The organism is Pseudomonas sp. S5D5 (assembly GCF_003013355.1).
Taxonomy (GTDB): domain Bacteria; phylum Pseudomonadota; class Gammaproteobacteria; order Pseudomonadales; family Pseudomonadaceae; genus Aquipseudomonas; species Aquipseudomonas aylmerensis.
In genome coordinates this window covers 2,667,876-2,687,861 of sequence record NZ_PTEO01000001.1, presented here as the reverse complement: position 1 = coordinate 2,687,861, position 19,986 = coordinate 2,667,876, and the positions used below count along the sequence as shown (strand labels likewise).

Here is a 19,986-nt window from a genome sequence, read left to right as displayed (position 1 = left end):
GGAGCGGGCTTGCCCGCGAAAGCGGTGTGTCAGTCGACCTCTGCAGTGGCTGATCCAGCGTATTCGCGGGCAAGCCCGCTCCCACATTTTGACATTGCATGTGTCTGCCAGGCATACGAGTCCACCTCGGCATTCATCAATGCGTTTCGCCAGCAGTTTGATGCGACGCCCGGTGAGTTCTTTCGCTGACCATGAGGTGAAGGAGATCCAAATGTGGGAGCGGGCTTGCCCGCGAAAGCGGTGTGTCAGTCGACCTCTGCAGTGGCTGATCCAGCGTATTCGCGGGCAAGCCCGCTCCCACATTTTTACATTGCATGTACCTGCCAGGCATACGAGTCCACCTCGGCATTCATCAATGCGTTTCGACAGCAGTTTGATGCGACGCCCGGTGAGTTCTTTCGCTGACCATGAGGTGAAGGAAATCCAAATGTGGGAGCGGGCTTGCTCGCGAAAGCGGTGTGTCAGTCGACCTATGCAGTGGCTGATCCAGCGTATTCGCGAGCAAGCCCGCTCCCACATTTTGACATTGAATGGTCTGCTAGGCAGAGGCCTTGGCCAGGATCGCCTGGAGCAACACGTCCGCCCCCGCCGTCGACCATTCGGGGGAAATTTCTTCCGCCTCGTTGTGGCTGAGCCCGTCCACGCAGGGCACGAAGATCATCGCGGTCGGCGCTACCTGGTTCACGTAGCAGGCGTCATGCCCGGCGCCGGAGATCATCGGCCGCTGGCTGTAGCCGAGCTTTTCCGCGCAGGCCCGGACCACCTCGACACAGTCAGCGTCAAAGGCAATCGGCGCGTATTGGAAAATCTGCTTCACGCTGTGCTGCAAGCCAATCTCCGCGGCGATGCGTGCCACGGCGTCGCGCAATTGCTGGTCCTGGCGCGCCAGCACCGCTTCGTCCGGGTGGCGAAACTCCACGCTGAAAAACACCCGCCCCGGCACCACGTTGCGCGAGTTGGGGAAGATGTTCGCCATGCCCACCGTCGCCCGTCCTTCGGCGCCCTGCTCCAGGCCCAGGCCATTGACGGCCTCGACCACCCGGGCAAAACCGAGCAGCGCATCCAGGCGATGGTCCATCGGCGTGGTGCCGGCGTGGGCGCTGCGCCCGCTCAATTCGACTTCATACCAGCGCTGGCCCTGGGCGCCGGTGACGACGCCGATGGTGATGCCTTGGGCTTCGAGAATCGGGCCTTGTTCGATATGCAGTTCGAACGCGGCATGCACGGCCTGGCCGCCGACCGGATGAGGCCCGGCATAGCCGATCTGCTGCAAGGCCTCGCCAATGGTCACACCGGCCTTGTCCGCGCGGGACAGCCCGTATTCCAGGTCGAACACACCGGCGTAGACCCCGGAAGAAATCATCGCCGGAGCGAAGCGCGAGCCTTCTTCGTTGGTCCAGTTGACCACCTCGATGGGGCGCTCGGTTTCGATGCCCAGGTCATTCAGGGTCCGCAGCACTTCCACACCGGCGAGCACGCCGTAGATGCCGTCGTACTTGCCGCCGAAGGGTTGCGAGTCGCCATGCGAGCCGGTCAGCACCGGCGCCAGGTCGTCATGTTTGCCGGCGCGGCGCGCAAAGATATTGCCCATGGCGTCGACTCGCACCGTGCAGCCGGCGGCTTCGCACCACTGCACGAAGAGGTCGCGGCCACGACGGTCTTCGTCGGTCAGCGCCAGGCGCGAGACGCCGCCCTTTTCGGTGGCGCCGATCTGCGCCATTTCCATCAGCGATGCCCACAGGCGTTCGCCATTGACCCGCGCCAGGTTACTCATGGGGTTTGGCCCGATAGCGGAAATCACAGTGGTGCGCACCGCCCATGATGGTCTGGGTGCGGGTCAGTTCGATGTCCGGGTTGTAGCCGACGATAAACAACTCGTCGCGGTTGCACGACAGCAAGTGGCCAATCTCGCCCAGGCCCATCTCGTGGTACATCTCGGCGTAGCGGCAGCGCTTGACGTCGTAGTCATAGTGCTCGGCATCGCTGGCGATGATCTCGACCTTGAGCGCATCATCCTTTTCCCACAACACTTGCAGTTCGACAAAACTCTTGAGGTCGGCGCCCTGCTCTTCCAGCGCGGCAAAATGCTTGCCGGCCTGAATCGCCGCGTTGCCCACGGCCTCGCCGATCACGGCGGCGGCAAAGGCCTTGCCCTGCTCGCGCACCAGGATCTCGTAGATCGGCTTGATGATTTCGGCTTCGATCCGCCGCCGGGCAAGAATGCCCAGTTCACCTTCCAGATTGCTCATTGTGTGCCTCCGTCAGCTCCACAAAACCTATTGATTGCCCCCACACTGAGAGGCTTTTCTGTGGCGAGCGGGCTTGCCCCGCGTTGGGCTGCAAAGCAGCCCCAATAAGCACGCCGCGCTGTCTTAGATACACCTCGGCAGCTGATTTTGTGGCGGCTTCGCCACCCAACGCGGGACAAGCCCACTCACCACACCAGCAGTTCGCCGGCCAGACGTCGGCGGTTATTGACCGCCTGCCACACTTACCGGCTGCCATTGATTGGCCTTGACCTGGTAAACGGTGAACGACGGTTTCTTCAAGTTACCCTCGGCATCGAAGGCAATGGTGCCGGTCACGCCCGGGTAACTGATGGCGCGCAGCACCGGCAGGTACTTCTGCGGATCCACCGAATCGGCCTTTTCAATCGCCGCCACCAGCACGCCGACGCCGTCGTAGGCAAACGGCGCGTGCAGTTCGATATTGGTTTTGTAGCGTTCTTTATAGGCCTGTTCGAACGCCTTGCCACCCGGCATCTGTGCAACCGCCAGGCCCGGCTCCAGGGCTATCACGCCCTCGCCTTCGTTCTGCGCCAGTTGCAGGAAGGTCTGGCTGACAAACCCGCCGGCACCCATCAACGGCGCCTTGATGCCTAACTGCTTGATGCGTCGGGCCAGCGGCGCGGCCTGGGCGTCAACGCCGCCGAAGAAGATCAGGTCGGGGTTCTGGCTGCGGATATTGGTAAGCACCGCGCTGAAGTCGATGGTCTTGTCGTCGACATATTCTCGGGCAACCACCTTGGCGCCCCCGGCCTGGACGGATTTGACGAACTGGTCTGCCAGGCCCTGGCCGAAGGCGGTGCGGTCGTCGATCACGGCAATGCGCTGCGCCTTGAGCGTATTCAAGGCATAGGCGCCGGCTACCTGACCGCCATCGTCGTCATGGCCCATGATGCGGAAACTGGTGTCGAAACCCTGCTGCGTGTAGGCATGCCCCGTGGCCACCGGCGCGACCTGGGCGATGCCGGCGTCGTGGTACACCCGCGCCGCCGGAATGCTGGTGCCGGTATTCCAGTGACCGACCACGCCGACCACGCCCTCATCCACCAGGCGCTGGGCGACGGTCACGGCCGTGCGCGGGTCAGACTGGTCGTCTTCGGACACCAGCTTGAAAGTCACCGCTTCACCGTTGATCTTCGGGTGCTGGGCGTTGGCCCGGTCGATGGCCAGTTGCGCGCCATTTTCCAGGTCTTTGCCGATCCGCGCGGACGGGCCGGTCAGCGGGCCCGCCAAGCCAATCAACACGGTCTGGTCGGCCTGGGCCACGGCGCTTGCCAGGCTGCTCAGGGCCAGGCCTATCAATACGGTTTGCTTCAAAGTCTTCATCAGTCGTTCCTGTGTCTTTTCGGGCGGGTCGAAACACGCCGGGCGTCCGGTAGCGTCATGGTTGGGTTCTATTCACCGAGGTAGGCGCTGCGCACCTCGGGGTGTTCAAGCAATGCGGCGGACGGACCGACAAGGCTGATGCGCCCGGTGTCCATCACGTAGGCGCGGTCGGTGACCTGCAGCGCCAGCCGAGCGTTCTGCTCCACCAGCAACAACGTCATGCCCTGGCGGCAGACGTCGTCGATCACCTGGAAGATCTTCTCGACCATGATCGGCGCCAGGCCCATGGACGGCTCATCGAGGATCAACAGGCGCGGGCGCGACAGCAGCGCACGGGCCAGGGCGAGCATCTGTTGCTCACCGCCTGACAGCAGCCCGGCAGACTGCTGCAGGCGCTCTTCGAGGCGCGGGAAGTGTTCGAACAATTGGCGCATTTCACGCTGCACCTGCGCGTGGTCGCGGCGCACAAAAGCGCCGGCCTGCAGGTTTTCCAGCACACTCATCCGCGCAAAAATCCCGCGCCCTTCCGGCACCATGGCGATGCCCTGGCGCAGCAGTTGGTCCGGTGCCTGGCCTCGAATCGAGCGCCCGGCAAACCGGATCGTGCCCTTGGCGGCCGGCAGCAGGCCGGTCAACGCCTTGAGGCTGGAGGTCTTGCCGGCGCCATTGGCACCGATCAGCGTCACGCGTTCGCCTTCGGCGATCTGCAGGTCCAGGGACTTGACCGCCTCGATCGCGCCGTAGCGCACCTGCAAACCGTCGACGTGCAACAGGGCTTCAGACATGTGCACTGGCTCCCAAATAGGCCTGGATCACCGCCGGGTGCTGACGCACCTCGGCCGGTGGCCCGACGGCAATGACCTGGCCGTAATCGAGCACACTGATGCGGTCGCACACGCCCATCACCAGCTTGACGTCGTGCTCGATCAACAACAGCGTGTGGCCGTCGTCGCGGATTTTTTCCAGCAGGCCGCGCAGTTGCACTTTCTCACTGGCGTTCATGCCCGCCGCCGGTTCGTCCAGCGCCAGCAGGCGCGGTTCGGTGGCCAGCGCGCGGGCGATTTCCAGGCGGCGCTGGTGGCCGTAGCTCAGGCTGTCGGCGCGGTAGTTGGCAAAGCCGGCCAGGCCCACATAGGCGAGCAAACGATGGGCATGCGCGCGGGTTTGCGCCTCTTCATCACGGGCGCGGCGATGGCGGCTCAAGGCGGCCCACAGGCCGTTGCGGGTGCGCACATGGCGCCCGACCATGACGTTTTCCAGCGCACTCATGGCATTGAACAGGCGGATATTCTGGAACGTGCGCGCGATGCCGGCTTCGGCCACCTGGTGCACGCTGGTCGGCCGGTACTCGCGCCCGTCCAGCTGGAAGCGCCCGGAATCCGGGGTGTAGAGGCCGGTCATGACATTGAAGAAGGTGGTCTTGCCGGCGCCATTGGGGCCGATCAGCCCGTAGATTTCGCCGGACTGGATGCTCAGGCTCACGTCGGTCAGCGCCGCGACGCCGCCGAAGTGCTTGTTGACGTGGTCAATCTGCAACAACGGTGCGTTCATCGTGCCACTCCTTTGGGCCATAGCCCGGCAGGTCGGTAGAGCATCGCCAGGATCAGCGCCAGGCCGTAGAACAACTGACGGATGATTTCCGGGTCGACCAGCACCTGGCCGAACAGCGCCTGCTGCAGCGGGCCCATGCTCGCGCGCAGGGCTTCGGGCAGCGCAGCCAGCAGCACGCAGCCGAGCATCACCCCGGGGATATGGCCCATGCCGCCAAGCACCACCATCGCCAGCACCGCGATGGACTCATTGAGGGTGAACGATTCCGGCGAGACAAAACCCTGGAACGCTGCGAACAGCGCGCCGCTCACGCCGCCGAACGCGGCGCCAATCGCGAACGCCAGCAGCTTCAGGCGCACGGTGTTCACGCCCATGGCCTGCGCCGCTTCTTCGTCTTCGCGGATCGCCACCCAGGCGCGGCCGATGCGCGAGCGCTCCAGGCGAATGCAGGCGAACAGGATCAGCACCACCAACGCGGCAAACAGGTAGTAATAGAGGTACACCGACGGCAGGCGCAGGCCGAACAGCTCCTGGGTGCGCCCCAGGTTCACGCCCAGCAGGCTGACCGGATCGACTTGCGAAATGCCTTTGGGGCCGTTGGTGATATTCACCGGGCGATCGAGGTTGCGCAGCAGGATGCGGATGATCTCGCCAAAGCCGAGGGTGACGATGGCCAGGTAGTCGCCACGCAGGCGCAAGGTCGGCGCCCCGAGCACCACCCCGCAGCCGGCGGCGAGCAAAGCGCCCAATGGCAGGATCAGCCAGATCGAGGTGTGCATCCCCGCCGGCAGCCACGCCACCAGCGCCGGAAACTGCTGCAACAGGTGCGGCGACGACAGCAGCGCGGCAAGGTAGGCGCCCACCGCGTAGAACGCGATAAAGCCCATGTCCAGCAGCCCGGCGTAGCCGACCACGATGTTCAGCCCGAGGGCGAGCATGATGTACAGCAAGGCAAAATCCAGGGTGCGTACCCAGGTGTTGCCGCCGGCATGCCCGACGATCCACGGCGCCAGCACCAGGGCCACGGCGAATAGCAGCAGGCCGAGGGTCGCGCGTTTGTTGACGTTCAGAGAGTGGCTCATGCGCGCGTCGCCAAGCGTTCGCCCAGCAGCCCGGACGGCCGGAACACCAGCACCGCGATCAACACGATAAAGGCGAACACATCCTGGTAATTACTGCCGAACACGCCGTTGGTGGCGGCACCGAGATAGCCGGTGCCCAGGGCCTCGATCAGCCCCAGCAGCAGGCCACCGAGCATCGCGCCCTTGAGGTTGCCGATACCGCCCAGCACCGCTGCGGTAAAGGCCTTGATCCCCGGCAAGAAGCCCATGTAGAAATGCGCGCTGCCGTAGTTGCTGGCCATCATCACCCCGGCCAGCGCCGCCAGGGCACCGCCGATGGCGAAGGTGAGCACGATGATGCGGTTGGGGTTGATGCCCATCAGGCTGGCGACTTGCGGGTTCTCTGCCACGGCGCGCATGGCCCGGCCAAAGCGGGTGCGCTCGACCAGCACCAGCAGCGCGACCATCACCGACAACGCGATGGCGATGGTGGTCAGCGCGGTGGCGTTGGTGATCGCCGGGTGCGCCGAAGCGCCGGCCAACACTTCGATGGGCTCCAGCGGCAGCAGTTGCGGGAACATCTGCGGGTTGCGCGTCCACACCAGCATGGCGAAGGTCTGCAGCAGCAGCGACACGCCGATCCCACTGATCAGCGGCGCCAGGCGCGGGGCGTGGCGCAGGCGGCGATAGGCCACGCGCTCGATCACCACGGCCAGCAGCGCACAGAACGCCATCGCGACCAGCGTGGCCAACAGCAACACCAGCACCGGCGGCAATGCCGGCCAGGTGGCCTGCACCAGGCGGATCACCGACAGGCCCACCAGCGCGCCGATCATCAACACATCGCCATGGGCAAAGTTGATGATGCGCAAAATGCCGTAGACCATGGTGTAACCCAGGGCCACCAGCGCGTAGAGACTGCCCGTCATCAAGCCATTGAGCAGTTGTTGGATAAACCCATCCATCAGGACCCTGAACCTCAGTGCGTACAAGGGCGGCACACTAAGCATCTATTCTGTTTTTATCAAATATCAGAAAGTCATATGGTTATACCAAAGCGATAACAGGTTATTTGCGCCATATTTACGGCATTTATGGCTCTTTATTTACGCAAAGAGTTGGTATTTAATTCAACACATGAATAAATTAGAACAGTTAGCCAATGACCCTCCCCTGCGCGCCGTGCGCACCTTCGAAGCGTTTGCGCGCCATGGCGGGGTGAATGCCGCCGCGCGCGAGCTGGACGTGTCCGCCTCGGCGATCAGCCATCAACTGCACTTGCTCGAAGATTTCCTGCAGCAGCCGCTGACCTTGCGCCAGGGCCGCAACCTGGTACTTACCGATGAAGGCCGCGAGTATTACCGTGCGATTCGCTCGGCGTTCGCGGTACTGCGCAGCGCCACCGAACACGTGCGCGAGAAAAGCGCCACGCGCCAGGTCACCATCAGCCTGATCCCGTTGTTTGGCATCAACCTGTTCATCCCGCGCCTGGCCGACTTCCTCAAGGACCACCCGGCGCTGGACATCAACGTGACCTACGCCAACCACCGCAGCTACCCCAGCGACGCGGCCGACCTGTCGATCCGCTTCGGCACCGGGCACTGGCCGGGCTATCACAGCGAGCCATTGATTTGCGGCGCAGTCACACCCTATTGCAGTCGCGCATTCCTGGCACAACACGGCCCCATCGACACACCGCAGGCCCTGAGCCAACTGCCCCTGCTGCACGACGAAGAACGCGGCACCTGGGGCCAATGGTTCGAAGCCGCCGAAGTTGACGCCACGGCGCTCAATGGGTTGCTGTTGGAAGATGGCCAACTGGCCCTCACGGCCACCCTCACCGGCCTCGGCTGCGCCTTGCTGCGCGAGCCGCTGGTGAAGCCACATGTGGCCAGTGGTGAGTTGGTGAAGCTGTTCGACCTGCAGGTCAACGACGGCCGCCAGTACTACCTGTGCCGACGGGCGAACAGCGAATTGTCGAGCGAGGGGAATGACTTGTATGACTGGATCAAGCGCAGCTTGATCGCGATGTAGAGCGCGATTTGAACGATGGGAGCGGTGGAGTTACAGCGCGACTGCGAGGGCGGTGGGTCTGACAGCTCTTCTGCGCCTGACACACCGCCTTCGCGGCCTCGCTGGGGCTCGACGGCTCCCACAGGGGGGGGCGGCTGTGTGGCTGGGATTTGAGCAAGCACCGGGTTTTGCTGATTGCAGTTTCTGCAGAGTGTCGCTGGGTGAGCTGGATCCCAGCGACCACTAGGTTTCGCTATGTGGCTGAGATTCCAGCTACCACTCCGCCCAACTGTGGGAGATGTCGAGCTTTAGCGAGGCTGCGAAGGCGGCGGTACTGATAGCCCTGCTGTGCCTGACACACCGCCTTCGCGGCCTCGCTGGGGCTCGACGGCTCCCACAGGGGGGGCGGCTGTGTGGCTGGGATTTGAGCAGGAGCCGGGTTCGCTATGTGGTTGAAATTTCGGCTACAACACCGGTCAACTGTGGGAGATGTCGAGCTTTAGCGAGGCTGCGAAGGCGGCGGCACTGACTGCCCTTCTGTGCCTGACACACCGCCTTCGCGGCCTCGCTGGAGCTCGACGGCTCCCACAGGGGGGGCGGCTGTGTGGCTGGGACTTGAGCAAGCGCCGGGTTTCGCTGCGTGGTTGAAATTTCAGCTACAACACCGGTCAACTGTGGGAGATGTCGAGCTTTAGCGAGGCTGCGAAGGCGACGGCATTGGCAGTCCTTCTGTGCCTGACACACCGCCTTCGCGGCCTCGCCGGGGCTCGACGGCTCCCGCAGGGGGGCGGCTGTGTGACTGGGATTTGAGCAGGAGCCGGTTTCGCTATGTGGTTGAAATTTCAGCTACCACTCCGCCCAACTGTGGGAGATGTCGAGCTTTAGCGAGGCTGCGAAGGCGGCGGCATTGGCAGTCCTGCTGTGCCTGACACACCGCTTTCGCGGCCTCGCTAAAGCTCCCACATTTGGCGGCGTTCGACATCAGGGTCTCGGCGGGTCAGCTGCCGTTGCCGCCATGGGCTTCTTCGAAGAAGTAGTCCTTCCAGCTCGCCGCCTTGTTTTTCAGCACTCCGAGCTCCTGCAATTTCTCGGCATAGATATAGGTGCGCTGCGGCACGATGGTGAAGTCGATTTCCGGGTCCTGGACGATTTTCTCGACCAGGTCCAGCGGCAACTTCGACTGCTCTACGCGGATGTACGCCTTGGCAGCAGCCGGTTTGTCGGCCTTGATGATTTTCTCGGCCTCGGCCAGTGCGTCATAGAACGCCTTGTAGGTCTTGGGGTTTTCGTCGTGGAATTTCTGCGTGGTGTACAGCACGTTGAACGTGGCCTGGCCGCCGAGGATGTCGTAGGAACTGAGCACCTTGTGCACGTTGGGATTCAACAGCTCCTGGTACTGGAACGGCGGGCTGGAGAAGTGCGAGTTGATCTCCGAACCGCCGGCAATCAACGCCGCCGTGGCGTCGGGGTGAGCCAGGCTGATGGAGATGTCATCAAACTTCTTGTAGTTGGCGTCGCCGAACTGCTTGGCGGTTTCGATCTGCAGGGTACGCGACTGGAAGCCCACGCCGGCAGCGGGCACGGCGATGCGGTCTTTCTCGGTGAAGTCCTTGAGGGTCTTCACGTTGGGATTGTTGGTCAGCAGGTAATTGGGCATCGAGCCGAGGGAGGCGATGGCCTTGACGTTCTGCTTGCCCTTGGTGCGGTCCCACAGCGTGAGCATCGGCGGCACACCGGCCGAGACCACATCCAGGGCGCCGGCCAGCAGCGATTCATTCATGGCGGTGGCACCGGATATGCTGTTCCATTCCACCTTGATATCCAGGCCCTGCTCCTTGCCGTGTTTTTCGATCAGGTGCTGATCGCGCACCACGTCGAGGATCAGGTAGCCGATGCCGAATTGCTGGGCGATGCTGATGGTGCCTTCGGCCTGCGCACCGGGGCTGAGCAAGGCCGTGGCGGCGGAGAGGGATGCCGCCAGGAGGGTCAGGGGGGAACGCTTGAAGGTCATGGGGGGCTGCCGCGTTTTCGGGAAGGTGCTGGAGCGTAGCGGCGGTTTTTAAGACAGCAAAAGAATATTGGGATCTATTGTTATGCAAATAATCCCCAAATTGGCGTGCGGCTGGTATTGTGCCGCGCTTTGTAAAACTGCCGCAGACTGCGAGGAAATGGACGTTGAACACTGACGAAAAAATGACCGGGGACCTGTTCGAGGTGGATAAACGCCTGTCACTCAAACCCGTGGTGGACTTCAACGCCTACCTGCGCAGCGCGTTCGGCGACGGCCCCTGCACCTGCGTGCGCTGCACGGCCAGTGGCGGTGACGAGACGGGCTATGAGTTCCAGCACTCGTTCGCTTTCGACGGTAAACCGAGCCACCGCCGCTTCGCTTCGACGGCCGGCAGTGATGTGTTGCAGATGCTCAAGAAAGCCTGGCTGTCGTACACCAAGGCCGAGCTGCCGCTCAGTGGTGCGCTGGCGCTGGACACGGTAAAGGAATTCGTCGAACCGCAGTTGCACAAGCGCCTGGCACCGCTGTTCCTGGCCAGCGGCTTGGTCAAGGATGTCGACGGCGAGTTGCGCCTGCAGCCACAAGCTGCTGCCTGACCAACTCCCTGCAGGAGCCGGCTTGCCGGCTCCTGCAAGGGATCGCCTAGAACCCGGGAACGCCCTGCACGCGAATCTCCGGCGTGAGTTCTTCCAGCGGCTCGACCAATGGCCGCTCGTCGATCCCCGGCAGCAGGATCACCTTGCGGCAATCCTCCTCGGCCTTGTCGAATAGCTCATAACCGCGCGCCGCCTGCTCCAGCGACAGACGATGGGTGACGATCGCCTCCGGGTTCAAGTGCCCCAGTTCGATGTGCCCCAGCAGCTCCGGCAGGAACCGCTGCACATGCGTCTGGCCCATCTTGAAAGTCAGGCCTTTATCGAACGCGTCGCCGAACATGAAGCCATGGATAAACCCGGCATATACCCCGGCCACGCTGACCGTGCCGCCCCGGCGTACGGCGGCGATGCACTGGCGCAAGGCCTTGCCGCTGCTGCCTTCGAGCTTGAGGGTGGTGAGGATGGTTTCGGTGGTGCTGCCCTTGGCCTCGAAGCCGACCGCATCGACCACGCCATCGACGCCGCGCATACCGGCAGTCTGGCGGATGATGGTGTCGGCAGGGTCATCGTCGTCCTCGAAGTTGATCGGGATCACGCCATAGGTTTTCTGCGCATAGGCTAGGCGATACGGGTGGTCGTCGACCATGAAGATCTGCGCGGCCCCAAGCATCTGTGCGCACGCGGCGCTGAGCAGTCCCACCGGGCCGGCGCCATAGATCGCCACGCTTGAGCCCTCGCCGATGCCGGCATTGGTCACCGCCTGCCAGGCGGTGGGCAGGATGTCGGAAAGGAACAACACCTTCTCATCCGCAAGGGTGCCAGGCACCTTGAACGGCCCGGTATTGGCCTTGGGCACCCGCACCAGCTCGGCCTGGCCACCGGGAATGCCGCCGTACAAACGGCTATAGCCAAACAGCGCCGCTCCCGGCGGGATCGCCTTTTTATTCAAGATCGCGCCGCGCCCGTCGTTGGTGGTTTCGCAGGCGGCGAACTGCTGGAGCTGGCAGAAGAAGCAATCACCACAGGCAATCACGAACGGGATCACCACACGGTCGCCGCGCTGCACGGCCGTCACCGCCGGCCCGGTTTCCTCGACGATGCCCATGAACTCGTGCCCGAAGATATCCCCGTGCTCCACCGTCGGGATCTTGCCCCGGTACAGGTGCAGGTCCGAGCCACAGATGGCCGTGGCAGTGACGCGCAAAATGATGTCGTCCGGCTGCTCAATGATCGGATCGGGAACCGTGTCCACCTGCACCTTGTGGGCTCCCTGGAAAGTCATCGCTCGCATGCTCTGCACTCCTGCCATTGAAGGGGTTATAGATAAGGGCGGTCGAGCCGGCGAGCGTTCCTCCAGCGTGCGTCCACACCTGATGAGTGGTCAGCGCAAACGGGTGACGGTGAGCGCGACCACGGCAATTCGCTCCACGCGCTCATACCCCGGTTTGCCCAGCTCTTCGCCGAACACATCGGGATCGAGTTCGCGGTAGGTCCAACCGAAAGCGTCGCTGGTAAGCAGCGGCTTGACCGCCGCCAGAAACGGGTCTTCACCGGCAACGATCGCCACGCCGGTGTAGAGCACCAGGCTGCCGCCAAGGGCCAGGCGCCCGAGTGATTCGCTGGCGATACGCACCGACAGTTGCTCACCCAGCGCGCCGCCGCCATGCCGATAGGCGCGCTGACGGTCGTCGTTCATATAGGGCGGATTGGCGACGATCAGGTCGAATTCGCCCTCGACACTGCCCAGCACATCGCTGTGGTAGGCACTGACGTTGGCCAGTCCCGCCAGCTCCGCGTTCACCGCCGTGAGGCGCAAGGCACGCGGGTTGATGTCCACTGCCAGCACCTCGGCGTCGGGCCGCGCGCGGGCGACCACCAGCGCGCCGACACCGGCGCCGCAGCCGATGTCCACGGCGCGGGTGATCGGCTCGCCGCGCTGTTGCAGATGGGCTTCGAGCAGGTGCGCGAAGCGGTAGCTGTCCGGTCCGAAAAACACCGCATCCGATTGTGTGGTGGGGTACGCCGAGTGGGCCAGCAGCAGATCATCCAGGCTCGACCAACGCACCGCGCTGCGCCACAGCGCGTCGTGCTTCTCGATCACATCGGCCTGCTGCAACTCTTCCCGGAATGCTTCGGGCAACAGTTGATTGTCAAACGGCATCGACCAGCCAAAGACATCACGCAGGTCGACCGCCAGTGGCGTGGGCAAGCGTTGATAGACCCGCTCATGGGTCAACGGCGTCGGCGTGATGAACCGGTAGCCGTGCTCCTTCAACCCCCGGCCCAGGTTGAGCAAGGCGCGGTCGGCGAGTTGTTGTGCAGACATGGGCAAGGACCTCAGCGCAGGCGCGCGCGCAATTGGATAAAACGTCGGGTGGCGTACAGACCGGCAGGCGTGCAATGGCGCCGCGCCGACAGCCAGGGAATCAATGCCTGGAGCTGCTGCTCGTCGGACAGGTTCCACAGCGAATCCACCAGCGCCTGGGTGTCCGGATCCGCCGGGCGGTGCTGCTCGCGCGAGAAGCGGCTACCGCGCCCTGGCCGTACCGGGGGCACGCGTTGGCTGCTGACCCACTCACCGGCGATCCAGTCATGCAGCAGCTGTTTTTCGTAGCCGCTGAACACGCCGAACATCGCCGCGCCGGCGCCTTCGATCAATTGCCAGAAACGACTGTCGGCCGGGTCCTGGTTGCGCTTGATCCAGCCCTTGTCTTCCAGGGCCTGGAGAAAGGCGCCGATCTGCCCCGGCTGGGCCAGCCACTGATTGACGGTCTGGCCCTCGAAGCGGCAGTAGTCCGAATGCATGTGCTGGCCGAACGTGCGCTTGCGTTCGAGCATCGCCACCACTTCGTCCTGCAGATTGAACCGGCTGATCACCGCGGTGGTGCCCAGGCCGAGGTCGTTGAGCCGGTACCCGTCGGCCACCCGGCGATAGAAGTCCGCCCTGCCCTCGCCCAGCGGCAATAAATTCAGCACCGACTGCGCGGCCTTGCACGCGTGGCCGCTGCTGGCGTTGTCGATGGTCACGTGCAGGGTGAAGTAGTACGGGTCGATGCCCAGCTCGCTCAGCTCGTACGCGGTGATCAACAGGTGCAAGGGCAACTGCTCATAGCCCAGGTTGTAGCCGATGATCTCCGGCAGGAACTCCTCGGCACACAGCCCCAGCGCCAGTTGCAGCGCGCCTTGCAGGTAATGGCTGTCTTCCAGGCCGGCGTCGCTGTCGGCATCGTGTTCGCTGAGCAATTTGCGGTAGATCAGCACATGATTCTGCGCCGCCTCACCGTCGCCCAACTCTTCAAGGTAGGTGGTGAGCAGGCCGTCGAAACGCGGGTCCTGCCAATAGCGCAGCAGGCCGTTGAGCCAGGCGCCGTCGACGTGTTTGGTCGGCGCCACGCGCTGCAGGAAGTACAACGCATGGGCCTTGTTCTGGAAATAGCGGCGTGACTGGCCTTGCTGGCGTTGCTCCAGGTAATCGGCATAAGTCTGGGCCACCTCGGCGCAGCGCTGCTCGACCCACGCGGGCAATTGCTCGGGCGCCTCGGGCAACTCGCCGGGCACGTCGCGCAACTGTGCCAATTGCGTGCGAATAAATGCCCGCGCGACCTCTTCTGCACCCGCAGTTTCGCCATGCAGCTGTTGATACACCCGCTGGCACTGGCCCGGCTGGGTAAGGGAGGCCGGTTGGCCCGACAGCGCTGTAAAAAGCGTCATGATGGCAGTGTCCGCAAAGTCCGATGCAACCGGCCTCCCAACAAGGAAGCCCCACAAGAGCGCTGAAAACCACACGCTTCTAACAGTGCAGAGCATCGGGGTGTGCGGAAAATTCAATCGGGGTTAAGAAGGGGCGGATCGGCGGTTATAGATGGCCCAGTCCGTACACCCGCCGAGGCGGGGATGGGCGTTTCGGCGAGCCAATGGGCACCCGAAAAACGTTACTCCGCACAAAAAAAGCTCACTTGATACACAAAGCCCACGCAACGCAGTAAGTTGCCTCTACACAAGGTGCCCCTCACCACTGGGGCAGTGTTCCCCCGCCAATCCAAGGAACGACCATGCCCGAGCCAAGCAAAAAGATGAGCCTGTTGGGCCTGACCACGCTGGTCACGATCAATATGATGGGCTCGGGCATCATCATGTTGCCGGCGAGCATGGCGCAGCTGGGCGCGATTTCGTTGTTGTCGTGGGTGATCACGGCAGTGGGCTCGATGGCCATCGCGTATGGCTTTGCCCAGTGCGGACTGTTCTGTACGCGCACCGGCGGGATGTCGGCGTATACCGAAGAGGCCCACGGCAAGTCGGGATTTTTCCTGTGCTCGTTTCTGTATTTTCTGTCGCTGATCATCGCCAATGTGGCGATTGCTATTTCAGCCGTGGGTTATCTGTCGTCGTTTGTGCCGTGGCTGGGCAGCGGGCCGCTGCCGTTGTTCATCGGCAGCCTGGCGCTGATCTGGCTGACCACCGTGGCCAACTTCGGCGGCCCGCGCCTGACCGGGCGCATCGGGGTAGTGACGGTGTGGGGCGTGATCATTCCCGTGGTGGGGCTGTGTGTGATCGGCTGGTTCTACTTCAAGGCCGAGGTGTTTGTGGCGGCCTGGAACCCTAATCAGCTGGAACTGTGGGACGCCATCGGTGCGAGTATTCCGCTGACGCTGTGGGCATTTCTCGGCATGGAGTCGGCGGCGCAAGGCTATGACGCGGTGGAAGAGCCCCAGCGCACCGTGCCGCTGGCCTGCCTGCTCGGCACCCTGGGCGCGGCGTTGGTGTACGTGCTGTCGACGGCGGTGATCCAGGGCATCGTGCCAAATGCGCAGTTGGCCGAGTCTTCGGCGCCGTTTGCCTTGGTGTATGCGCAGATGTTCACGCCCTGGGTGGGTGAAGTGATCATGGCGCTGGCCGTGGTGGCGTGCATCGGTTCACTGCTGGGCTGGCAGTTCACCCTGGCGCAGACGGCCAAGATGTCAGCGGACCAGCGTCTGTTTCCGGCCTTTTTCAGCCGGGTCAGCGCGACAAATGCGCCGGTACTCGGACTGCTCGCGTGTGCGACGCTGCAAAGCCTGATTGCCCTGTCGACCATCTCGCCAACAGCCAGCGCGCAATTCAGCAAACTGGTGAACCTGGCAGTGGTGACCAACCTGGTGCCCTACGTGACCGCCCTCACCGGCTTGCTGGTAATGATGCACAAGGCACGCGCCACTGCAGCGGTGCAGGCGCGTAATACGCTGGTAGTGCTGGTAGCCGTGGGGTACTCGCTGTACGCGATTTATGCCTGCGGCGAAGAGGCCGTATTTGGCGCGATGCTGGTGCTGGCGTTCGGGTATTTGCTGTATGGATTCCTGGCCAGGCGCTTTGTCGAGGAACAGGTCTGGGCTCCTGGTACATAAAGGTCAACTGTGGGAGCGGGCTTGCTTGCGAAGGCGGTGGGTCAGCCAACCTTTTCAGCGACTGGCAAGCCGCTTTCGCGGGCAAGCCCGCTCCCACAGTTTTGATCGGTGTTGGGGCTGGAGGCCGAGGAGCTGCAACGGCATTTGAGCAGATGGTACAACTCGATTCCAGCCTTGAAATACATCCAAAATGTGGGAGCGGGCTTGCTCGCGAAGGCGGTGGATCAGCCACCCTTTTCAGCGACTGGCACACCGCTTTCGCGGGCAAGCCCGCTCCCACAGTTTTGATTGCTGTTGGGGCGGGCGGCCGAGATGTTGCAGCGGCATTTGAGCGAGTGGTACAACCCGATTCCAGACTTGGAACACACGCCAAATGTGGGAGCGGGCTTGCTCGCGAAGGCGGTGGGTCAGTCACCCTTTCAGCGACTGGCACACCGCTTTCGCGAGCAAGCCCGCTCCCACAGTTTTGATTGGTGTTTGGGCTTGAGATTAGAGGCGTTTCGACAACAGTTTCGACGACGGTACAACCCCATCCCAGCATTGGAATACACGCCGAATGTGGGAGCGGGCTTGCCCGCGAAGGCGGTGGATCAGTCACCCTTTTCAGCGACTGGCACACCGCATTCGCGGGCAAGCCCGCTCCCACAGTTTTGATTGCTGTTGGGCTTGGGATTCGAGGTGCTCACTGGCATTTGAGCAGATGGTACAACTCGATTCCAGCCTTGAAATACACACCAAATGTGGGAGCGGGCTTGCCCGCGAAGGCGGTGGATCAGTCACCCAATTCAGCGACTGACACACCGCTACCGCAAGCAAGCCCGCCCCCACATCCGCTAACTGGAGCGTTTATTTACGCGCTGCCTCCCACTGCTTGAGCAGATCGCCGTAGGCCACGGTTTCGCCCTTGGGTTTCTCGTTGGCGAGTTTTGGTTTCGGCGCGCCCGGTTGGTCGAACCAGTATTGCGCGTCACGCTCGGGGTTCATCTTCGGACCGCACACCGGCTGCACCTTGGAGCGTTCCAGGCGCATCATGATCGCGTCCTGCTCCTTGGCCAGGTTGTCGAGGGCCTGTTGCGGGGTTTTCTCGCCGCTGGCGGCGGCGGCGATGTTGCTCCACCACAGTTGTGCCAGGCGTGGATAGTCCGGCACGTTGGTGCCGGTCGGCGACCACTCGACGCGGGCCGGGCTGCGGTAGAACTCCACCAGGCCGCCGAGTTTGGGCGCCATGTCGGTCATGGCCTGGGAATTGATATCGGACTCACGAATCGGTGTCAGGCCAACGATGGTTTTCTTCAGCGAGACGGTCTTCGAAGTCACGAACTGCGCATACAGCCAGGCCGCGAGTTTCTGTTTCTCCGGGGTCGACTTGAGGAACGTCCAGGAACCCACGTCCTGATAGCCCTTCTTCATGCCCTTTTCCCAATAAGGCCCGACCGGCGACGGCGCCATGCGCCACTTCGGCGTACCGTCGGCATTCACTACCGGCAGGCCCGGCTTGACCATGTCGGCGGTAAACGCGGTGTACCAGAAAATCTGCTGGGCGATATTGCCTTGCGAAGGCACCGGCCCAGATTCCGAGAAGGTCATGCCCGCCGCTTCCGGTGGTGCGTAGGCTTTCATCCAGTCCACGTATTTCTGCGTGGCGAATACCGCAGCAGGGCCGTTGGTGTCGCCGCCACGGGTCACGCTGGAGCCCACCGGATGGCAGTCCTCCACGCGAATGCCCCACTCGTCCACCGGCAAGCCGTTGGGCAGGCCTTTATCGCCGCCGCCGGCCATGGAGAACCAGGCATCGGTGAAGCGCCAGCCCAGGGATGGGTCTTTCTTGCCGTAGTCCATGTGCCCGTAGATGCGCTTGCCGTCGATTTCCTTGACGTCTTCGCTGAAGAACTTGGCGATGTCTTCATAGGCCGACCAGTTCACCGGCACGCCGAGGTCGTAACCGTATTTTTCCTTGAACTTGGCTTTCAGCTCCGGACGCTCGAACCAGTCGGCGCGGAACCAGTAGAGGTTGGCGAACTGCTGGTCGGGCAGCTGGTAGATCTTGCCGTCCGGCGCGGTGGTGAACGAGATGCCGATAAAGTCCTTGATATCCAGGGTCGGCGAGGTGAAATCCTTGCCTTCGTTGGCCATCAGGTCAGTGATCGATTCGGTTTTGCCATAGCGAAAGTGCGTACCGATCAAGTCGGAATCGTTGACCCAGCCGTCATAGATATTCTTGTCGGACTGCATCTGCGTCTGCAGCTTCTCGACCACGTCGCCTTCCTGCAGCAGGTCGTGGGTCAGCTTGATCCCGGTGATTTCCGTGAAGGCCTTGGCCAGCACCTTGGACTCGTACTCGTGGGTGGTAAGGGTTTCCGACACCACATTGATCTTCATCCCACGGAACGGTTCGGCGGCCTTGATAAACCACTTCAGCTCCTCGAGCTGTTGGTCGGCCGTGAGGGTGGACGGTTTGAATTCGCTGCCGATCCATTTTTTCGCCGCATCTTCGTACGCATCGGCCCAGGCCGTGGCGCTCAAACCGCTGAGGGCCAATACGGCGGCCAATGAAATGCTATGTCGCAGCTTATTGTTTTTATCGAACATAGAGACCTCCTGGTTAGTTTCAAACGGGACCTGCGAACACAATCCCTGCAGGCGCCGGCTTGCCGGCGCCTGCAGGGCGAGTACTAGCCCCAACGCATCACACTCAACAGCCATACCAGGGACAGCGCGGACGCCACCCAGATGCTCCAGTCGGTAACGCCGATGACCAGCAAATGCAGGTAGGCGCTGCCGAGAAGACCGATAAACAAGCGATCACCACGGGTGGTGCTGATCGGCAGAAAACCGCGCCGGGGGATGCTCGGCGAACGCAGCTCCCAGGTGGTCATGCCCGCCAGAATCAGGGCGATACCACCAAAGAACAGCGCGGTGGGGGTGGTCCAGGCCATCCATTCCATCATCGATTCCTCTAGACCCGGCCCAGGGCAAAGCCCTTGGCCACGTGGTTGCGAACAAACCAGATCACCAGCATGCCCGGCAGGATGGTCAACACCCCCGCCGCTGCCAGCACGCCCCAATCGATACCCGACGCCGAGACCGTGCGCGTCATCACCGCCGCGATGGGCTTGGCGTTGACCGAGGTCAGGGTGCGCGCCAGCAGCAACTCGACCCAGGAAAACATGAAGCAGAAAAACGCCGTCACGCCGATGCCGGAGCCGATCAAGGGGATAAAAATCTTCACGAAGAATTTAGGAAAGCTGTAGCCGTCGATGTAGGCAGTTTCGTCAATTTCCTTGGGCACGCCGGACATGAAGCCTTCCAGGATCCACACCGCCAACGGCACGTTGAACAGGCAATGCGCCAGGGCCACGGCGATGTGCGTGTCGAACAGGCCGATGGACGAATACAGCTGGAAAAACGGCAGCAGAAACACCGCCGGCGGCGCCATGCGGTTGGTCAGCAGCCAGAAGAACAGGTGCTTGTCGCCGAGGAAGCGGTAGCGCGAAAACGCATACGCCGCCGGCAGCGCCACACTCAACGAAATCACCGTGTTCAGGCTCACGTAGTACAGCGAGTTGAGGTAGCCGGTGTACCAGCTGGGATCGGTGAAGATCACCTTGTAGTTGGCCAGGGTGAAATCCTGCGGAAACAGCGTCAGGCCGCCGAGGATTTCGGTGTTGCTCTTGAAGGACATGTTCAGCAGCCAGTAGATCGGCACCAGCAGGAACAGGATGTAGATCAGCAGCGGAATCAGCTTTCTCTTGCTCATGTTGG

General features: G+C 62.6%; 17 protein-coding genes. 3 read left to right on the top strand and 14 right to left on the bottom strand.

Translation table 11 applies throughout. From position 1 onward, the window contains the following. Positions 1-538 precede the first annotated feature (538 nt). From C9990_RS12630 to C9990_RS12600, 7 genes are all read right to left on the bottom strand, one after another. Positions 539-1,774 carry a Zn-dependent hydrolase gene (locus C9990_RS12630; RefSeq protein WP_106803481.1) on the bottom strand — a complete coding sequence of 412 codons (1,236 nt, stop codon included), beginning with the start codon at positions 1,772-1,774 and terminating at the stop codon, positions 539-541. After that, a complete protein-coding gene (locus C9990_RS12625; protein ID WP_106803480.1) occupies positions 1,767-2,249 on the bottom strand; it encodes an L-2-amino-thiazoline-4-carboxylic acid hydrolase in 483 nt (160 codons plus the stop codon). The genes C9990_RS12630 and C9990_RS12625 overlap by 8 nt, the downstream gene beginning before the upstream one ends. 222 nt (positions 2,250-2,471) lie before the next feature. Continuing rightward, positions 2,472-3,611: a branched-chain amino acid ABC transporter substrate-binding protein gene (locus tag C9990_RS12620; RefSeq protein WP_106803479.1), complete on the bottom strand. Its 1,140-nt coding sequence runs from the start codon at positions 3,609-3,611 to the stop codon at positions 2,472-2,474. Positions 3,612-3,679: 68 nt separating this feature from the next. Further along, positions 3,680-4,396 (bottom strand): ABC transporter ATP-binding protein, encoded by a 717-nt coding sequence (locus C9990_RS12615; protein ID WP_065907359.1) that lies wholly within the window; start codon positions 4,394-4,396, stop codon positions 3,680-3,682. Continuing rightward, the gene (locus C9990_RS12610; RefSeq protein ID WP_106803478.1) at positions 4,389-5,162 is read right to left on the bottom strand and encodes an ABC transporter ATP-binding protein; all 774 of its coding nucleotides are present in this window, start codon (positions 5,160-5,162) and stop codon (positions 4,389-4,391) included. The genes C9990_RS12615 and C9990_RS12610 overlap by 8 nt, the downstream gene beginning before the upstream one ends. Further along, on the bottom strand, positions 5,159-6,244 hold the full coding sequence (locus C9990_RS12605; RefSeq protein ID WP_106803477.1) for an ABC transporter ATP-binding protein: 1,086 nt from the start codon (positions 6,242-6,244) through the stop codon (positions 5,159-5,161). The genes C9990_RS12610 and C9990_RS12605 overlap by 4 nt, the downstream gene beginning before the upstream one ends. Further along, complete coding sequence (locus tag C9990_RS12600; RefSeq protein WP_106803476.1) at positions 6,241-7,188, bottom strand: branched-chain amino acid ABC transporter permease; 948 nt, start codon at positions 7,186-7,188, stop codon at positions 6,241-6,243. Before C9990_RS12600 ends, C9990_RS12605 begins: the two co-directional genes overlap by 4 nt. Positions 7,189-7,360: 172 nt before the next feature. Between C9990_RS12600 and C9990_RS12595 the strand changes: the two genes are divergently transcribed. Continuing rightward, positions 7,361-8,257: a LysR substrate-binding domain-containing protein gene (locus tag C9990_RS12595; RefSeq protein WP_106803475.1), complete on the top strand. Its 897-nt coding sequence runs from the start codon at positions 7,361-7,363 to the stop codon at positions 8,255-8,257. A 976-nt stretch (positions 8,258-9,233) separates the two neighbouring features. Here C9990_RS12595 and C9990_RS12590 read toward each other — a convergent pair. After that, positions 9,234-10,247: an ABC transporter substrate-binding protein gene (locus C9990_RS12590; protein WP_106803474.1), complete on the bottom strand. Its 1,014-nt coding sequence runs from the start codon at positions 10,245-10,247 to the stop codon at positions 9,234-9,236. A 164-nt stretch (positions 10,248-10,411) separates the two neighbouring features. Here C9990_RS12590 and C9990_RS12585 point away from each other — a divergent pair, with 164 nt between their 5' ends. Further along, the gene (locus tag C9990_RS12585) at positions 10,412-10,843 is read left to right on the top strand and encodes a hypothetical protein (RefSeq protein WP_106803473.1); all 432 of its coding nucleotides are present in this window, start codon (positions 10,412-10,414) and stop codon (positions 10,841-10,843) included. Positions 10,844-10,889: 46 nt separating this feature from the next. On the opposite strand, the gene C9990_RS12580 is transcribed toward C9990_RS12585, so the two are convergent. The 3 genes from C9990_RS12580 to C9990_RS12570 all read right to left on the bottom strand — a co-directional run bounded on the left by C9990_RS12580 (position 10,890) and on the right by C9990_RS12570 (position 14,554). After that, positions 10,890-12,134, bottom strand: coding sequence for a zinc-dependent alcohol dehydrogenase (locus C9990_RS12580; RefSeq protein WP_106803472.1), 1,245 nt, complete (start codon positions 12,132-12,134; stop codon positions 10,890-10,892). Positions 12,135-12,224: 90 nt separating this feature from the next. Further along, entirely contained in the window at positions 12,225-13,169 is a 945-nt protein-coding gene (locus tag C9990_RS12575) for a class I SAM-dependent methyltransferase (protein ID WP_106803471.1), read from the bottom strand. A gap of 11 nt (positions 13,170-13,180) precedes the next feature. After that, positions 13,181-14,554, bottom strand: a complete 1,374-nt coding sequence (locus tag C9990_RS12570; RefSeq protein WP_106803470.1) for an iron-containing redox enzyme family protein — start codon at positions 14,552-14,554, stop codon at positions 13,181-13,183. A gap of 341 nt (positions 14,555-14,895) precedes the next feature. Between C9990_RS12570 and potE the strand changes: the two genes are divergently transcribed. Then, entirely contained in the window at positions 14,896-16,224 is a 1,329-nt protein-coding gene (gene potE / locus C9990_RS12565) for a putrescine-ornithine antiporter (protein WP_106803469.1), read from the top strand. A gap of 846 nt (positions 16,225-17,070) precedes the next feature. On the opposite strand, the gene C9990_RS12555 is transcribed toward potE, so the two are convergent. The 3 genes from C9990_RS12555 to C9990_RS12545 all read right to left on the bottom strand — a co-directional run bounded on the left by C9990_RS12555 (position 17,071) and on the right by C9990_RS12545 (position 19,981). Continuing rightward, complete coding sequence (locus C9990_RS12555) at positions 17,071-18,813, bottom strand: ABC transporter substrate-binding protein (protein WP_106803467.1); 1,743 nt, start codon at positions 18,811-18,813, stop codon at positions 17,071-17,073. 83 nt (positions 18,814-18,896) lie between these two features. Further along, positions 18,897-19,169: a DUF2160 domain-containing protein gene (locus tag C9990_RS12550; RefSeq protein ID WP_003232363.1), complete on the bottom strand. Its 273-nt coding sequence runs from the start codon at positions 19,167-19,169 to the stop codon at positions 18,897-18,899. 11 nt (positions 19,170-19,180) lie between these two features. Next, the gene (locus tag C9990_RS12545) at positions 19,181-19,981 is read right to left on the bottom strand and encodes a carbohydrate ABC transporter permease (protein ID WP_003232361.1); all 801 of its coding nucleotides are present in this window, start codon (positions 19,979-19,981) and stop codon (positions 19,181-19,183) included. Positions 19,982-19,986: the final 5 nt, after the last annotated feature.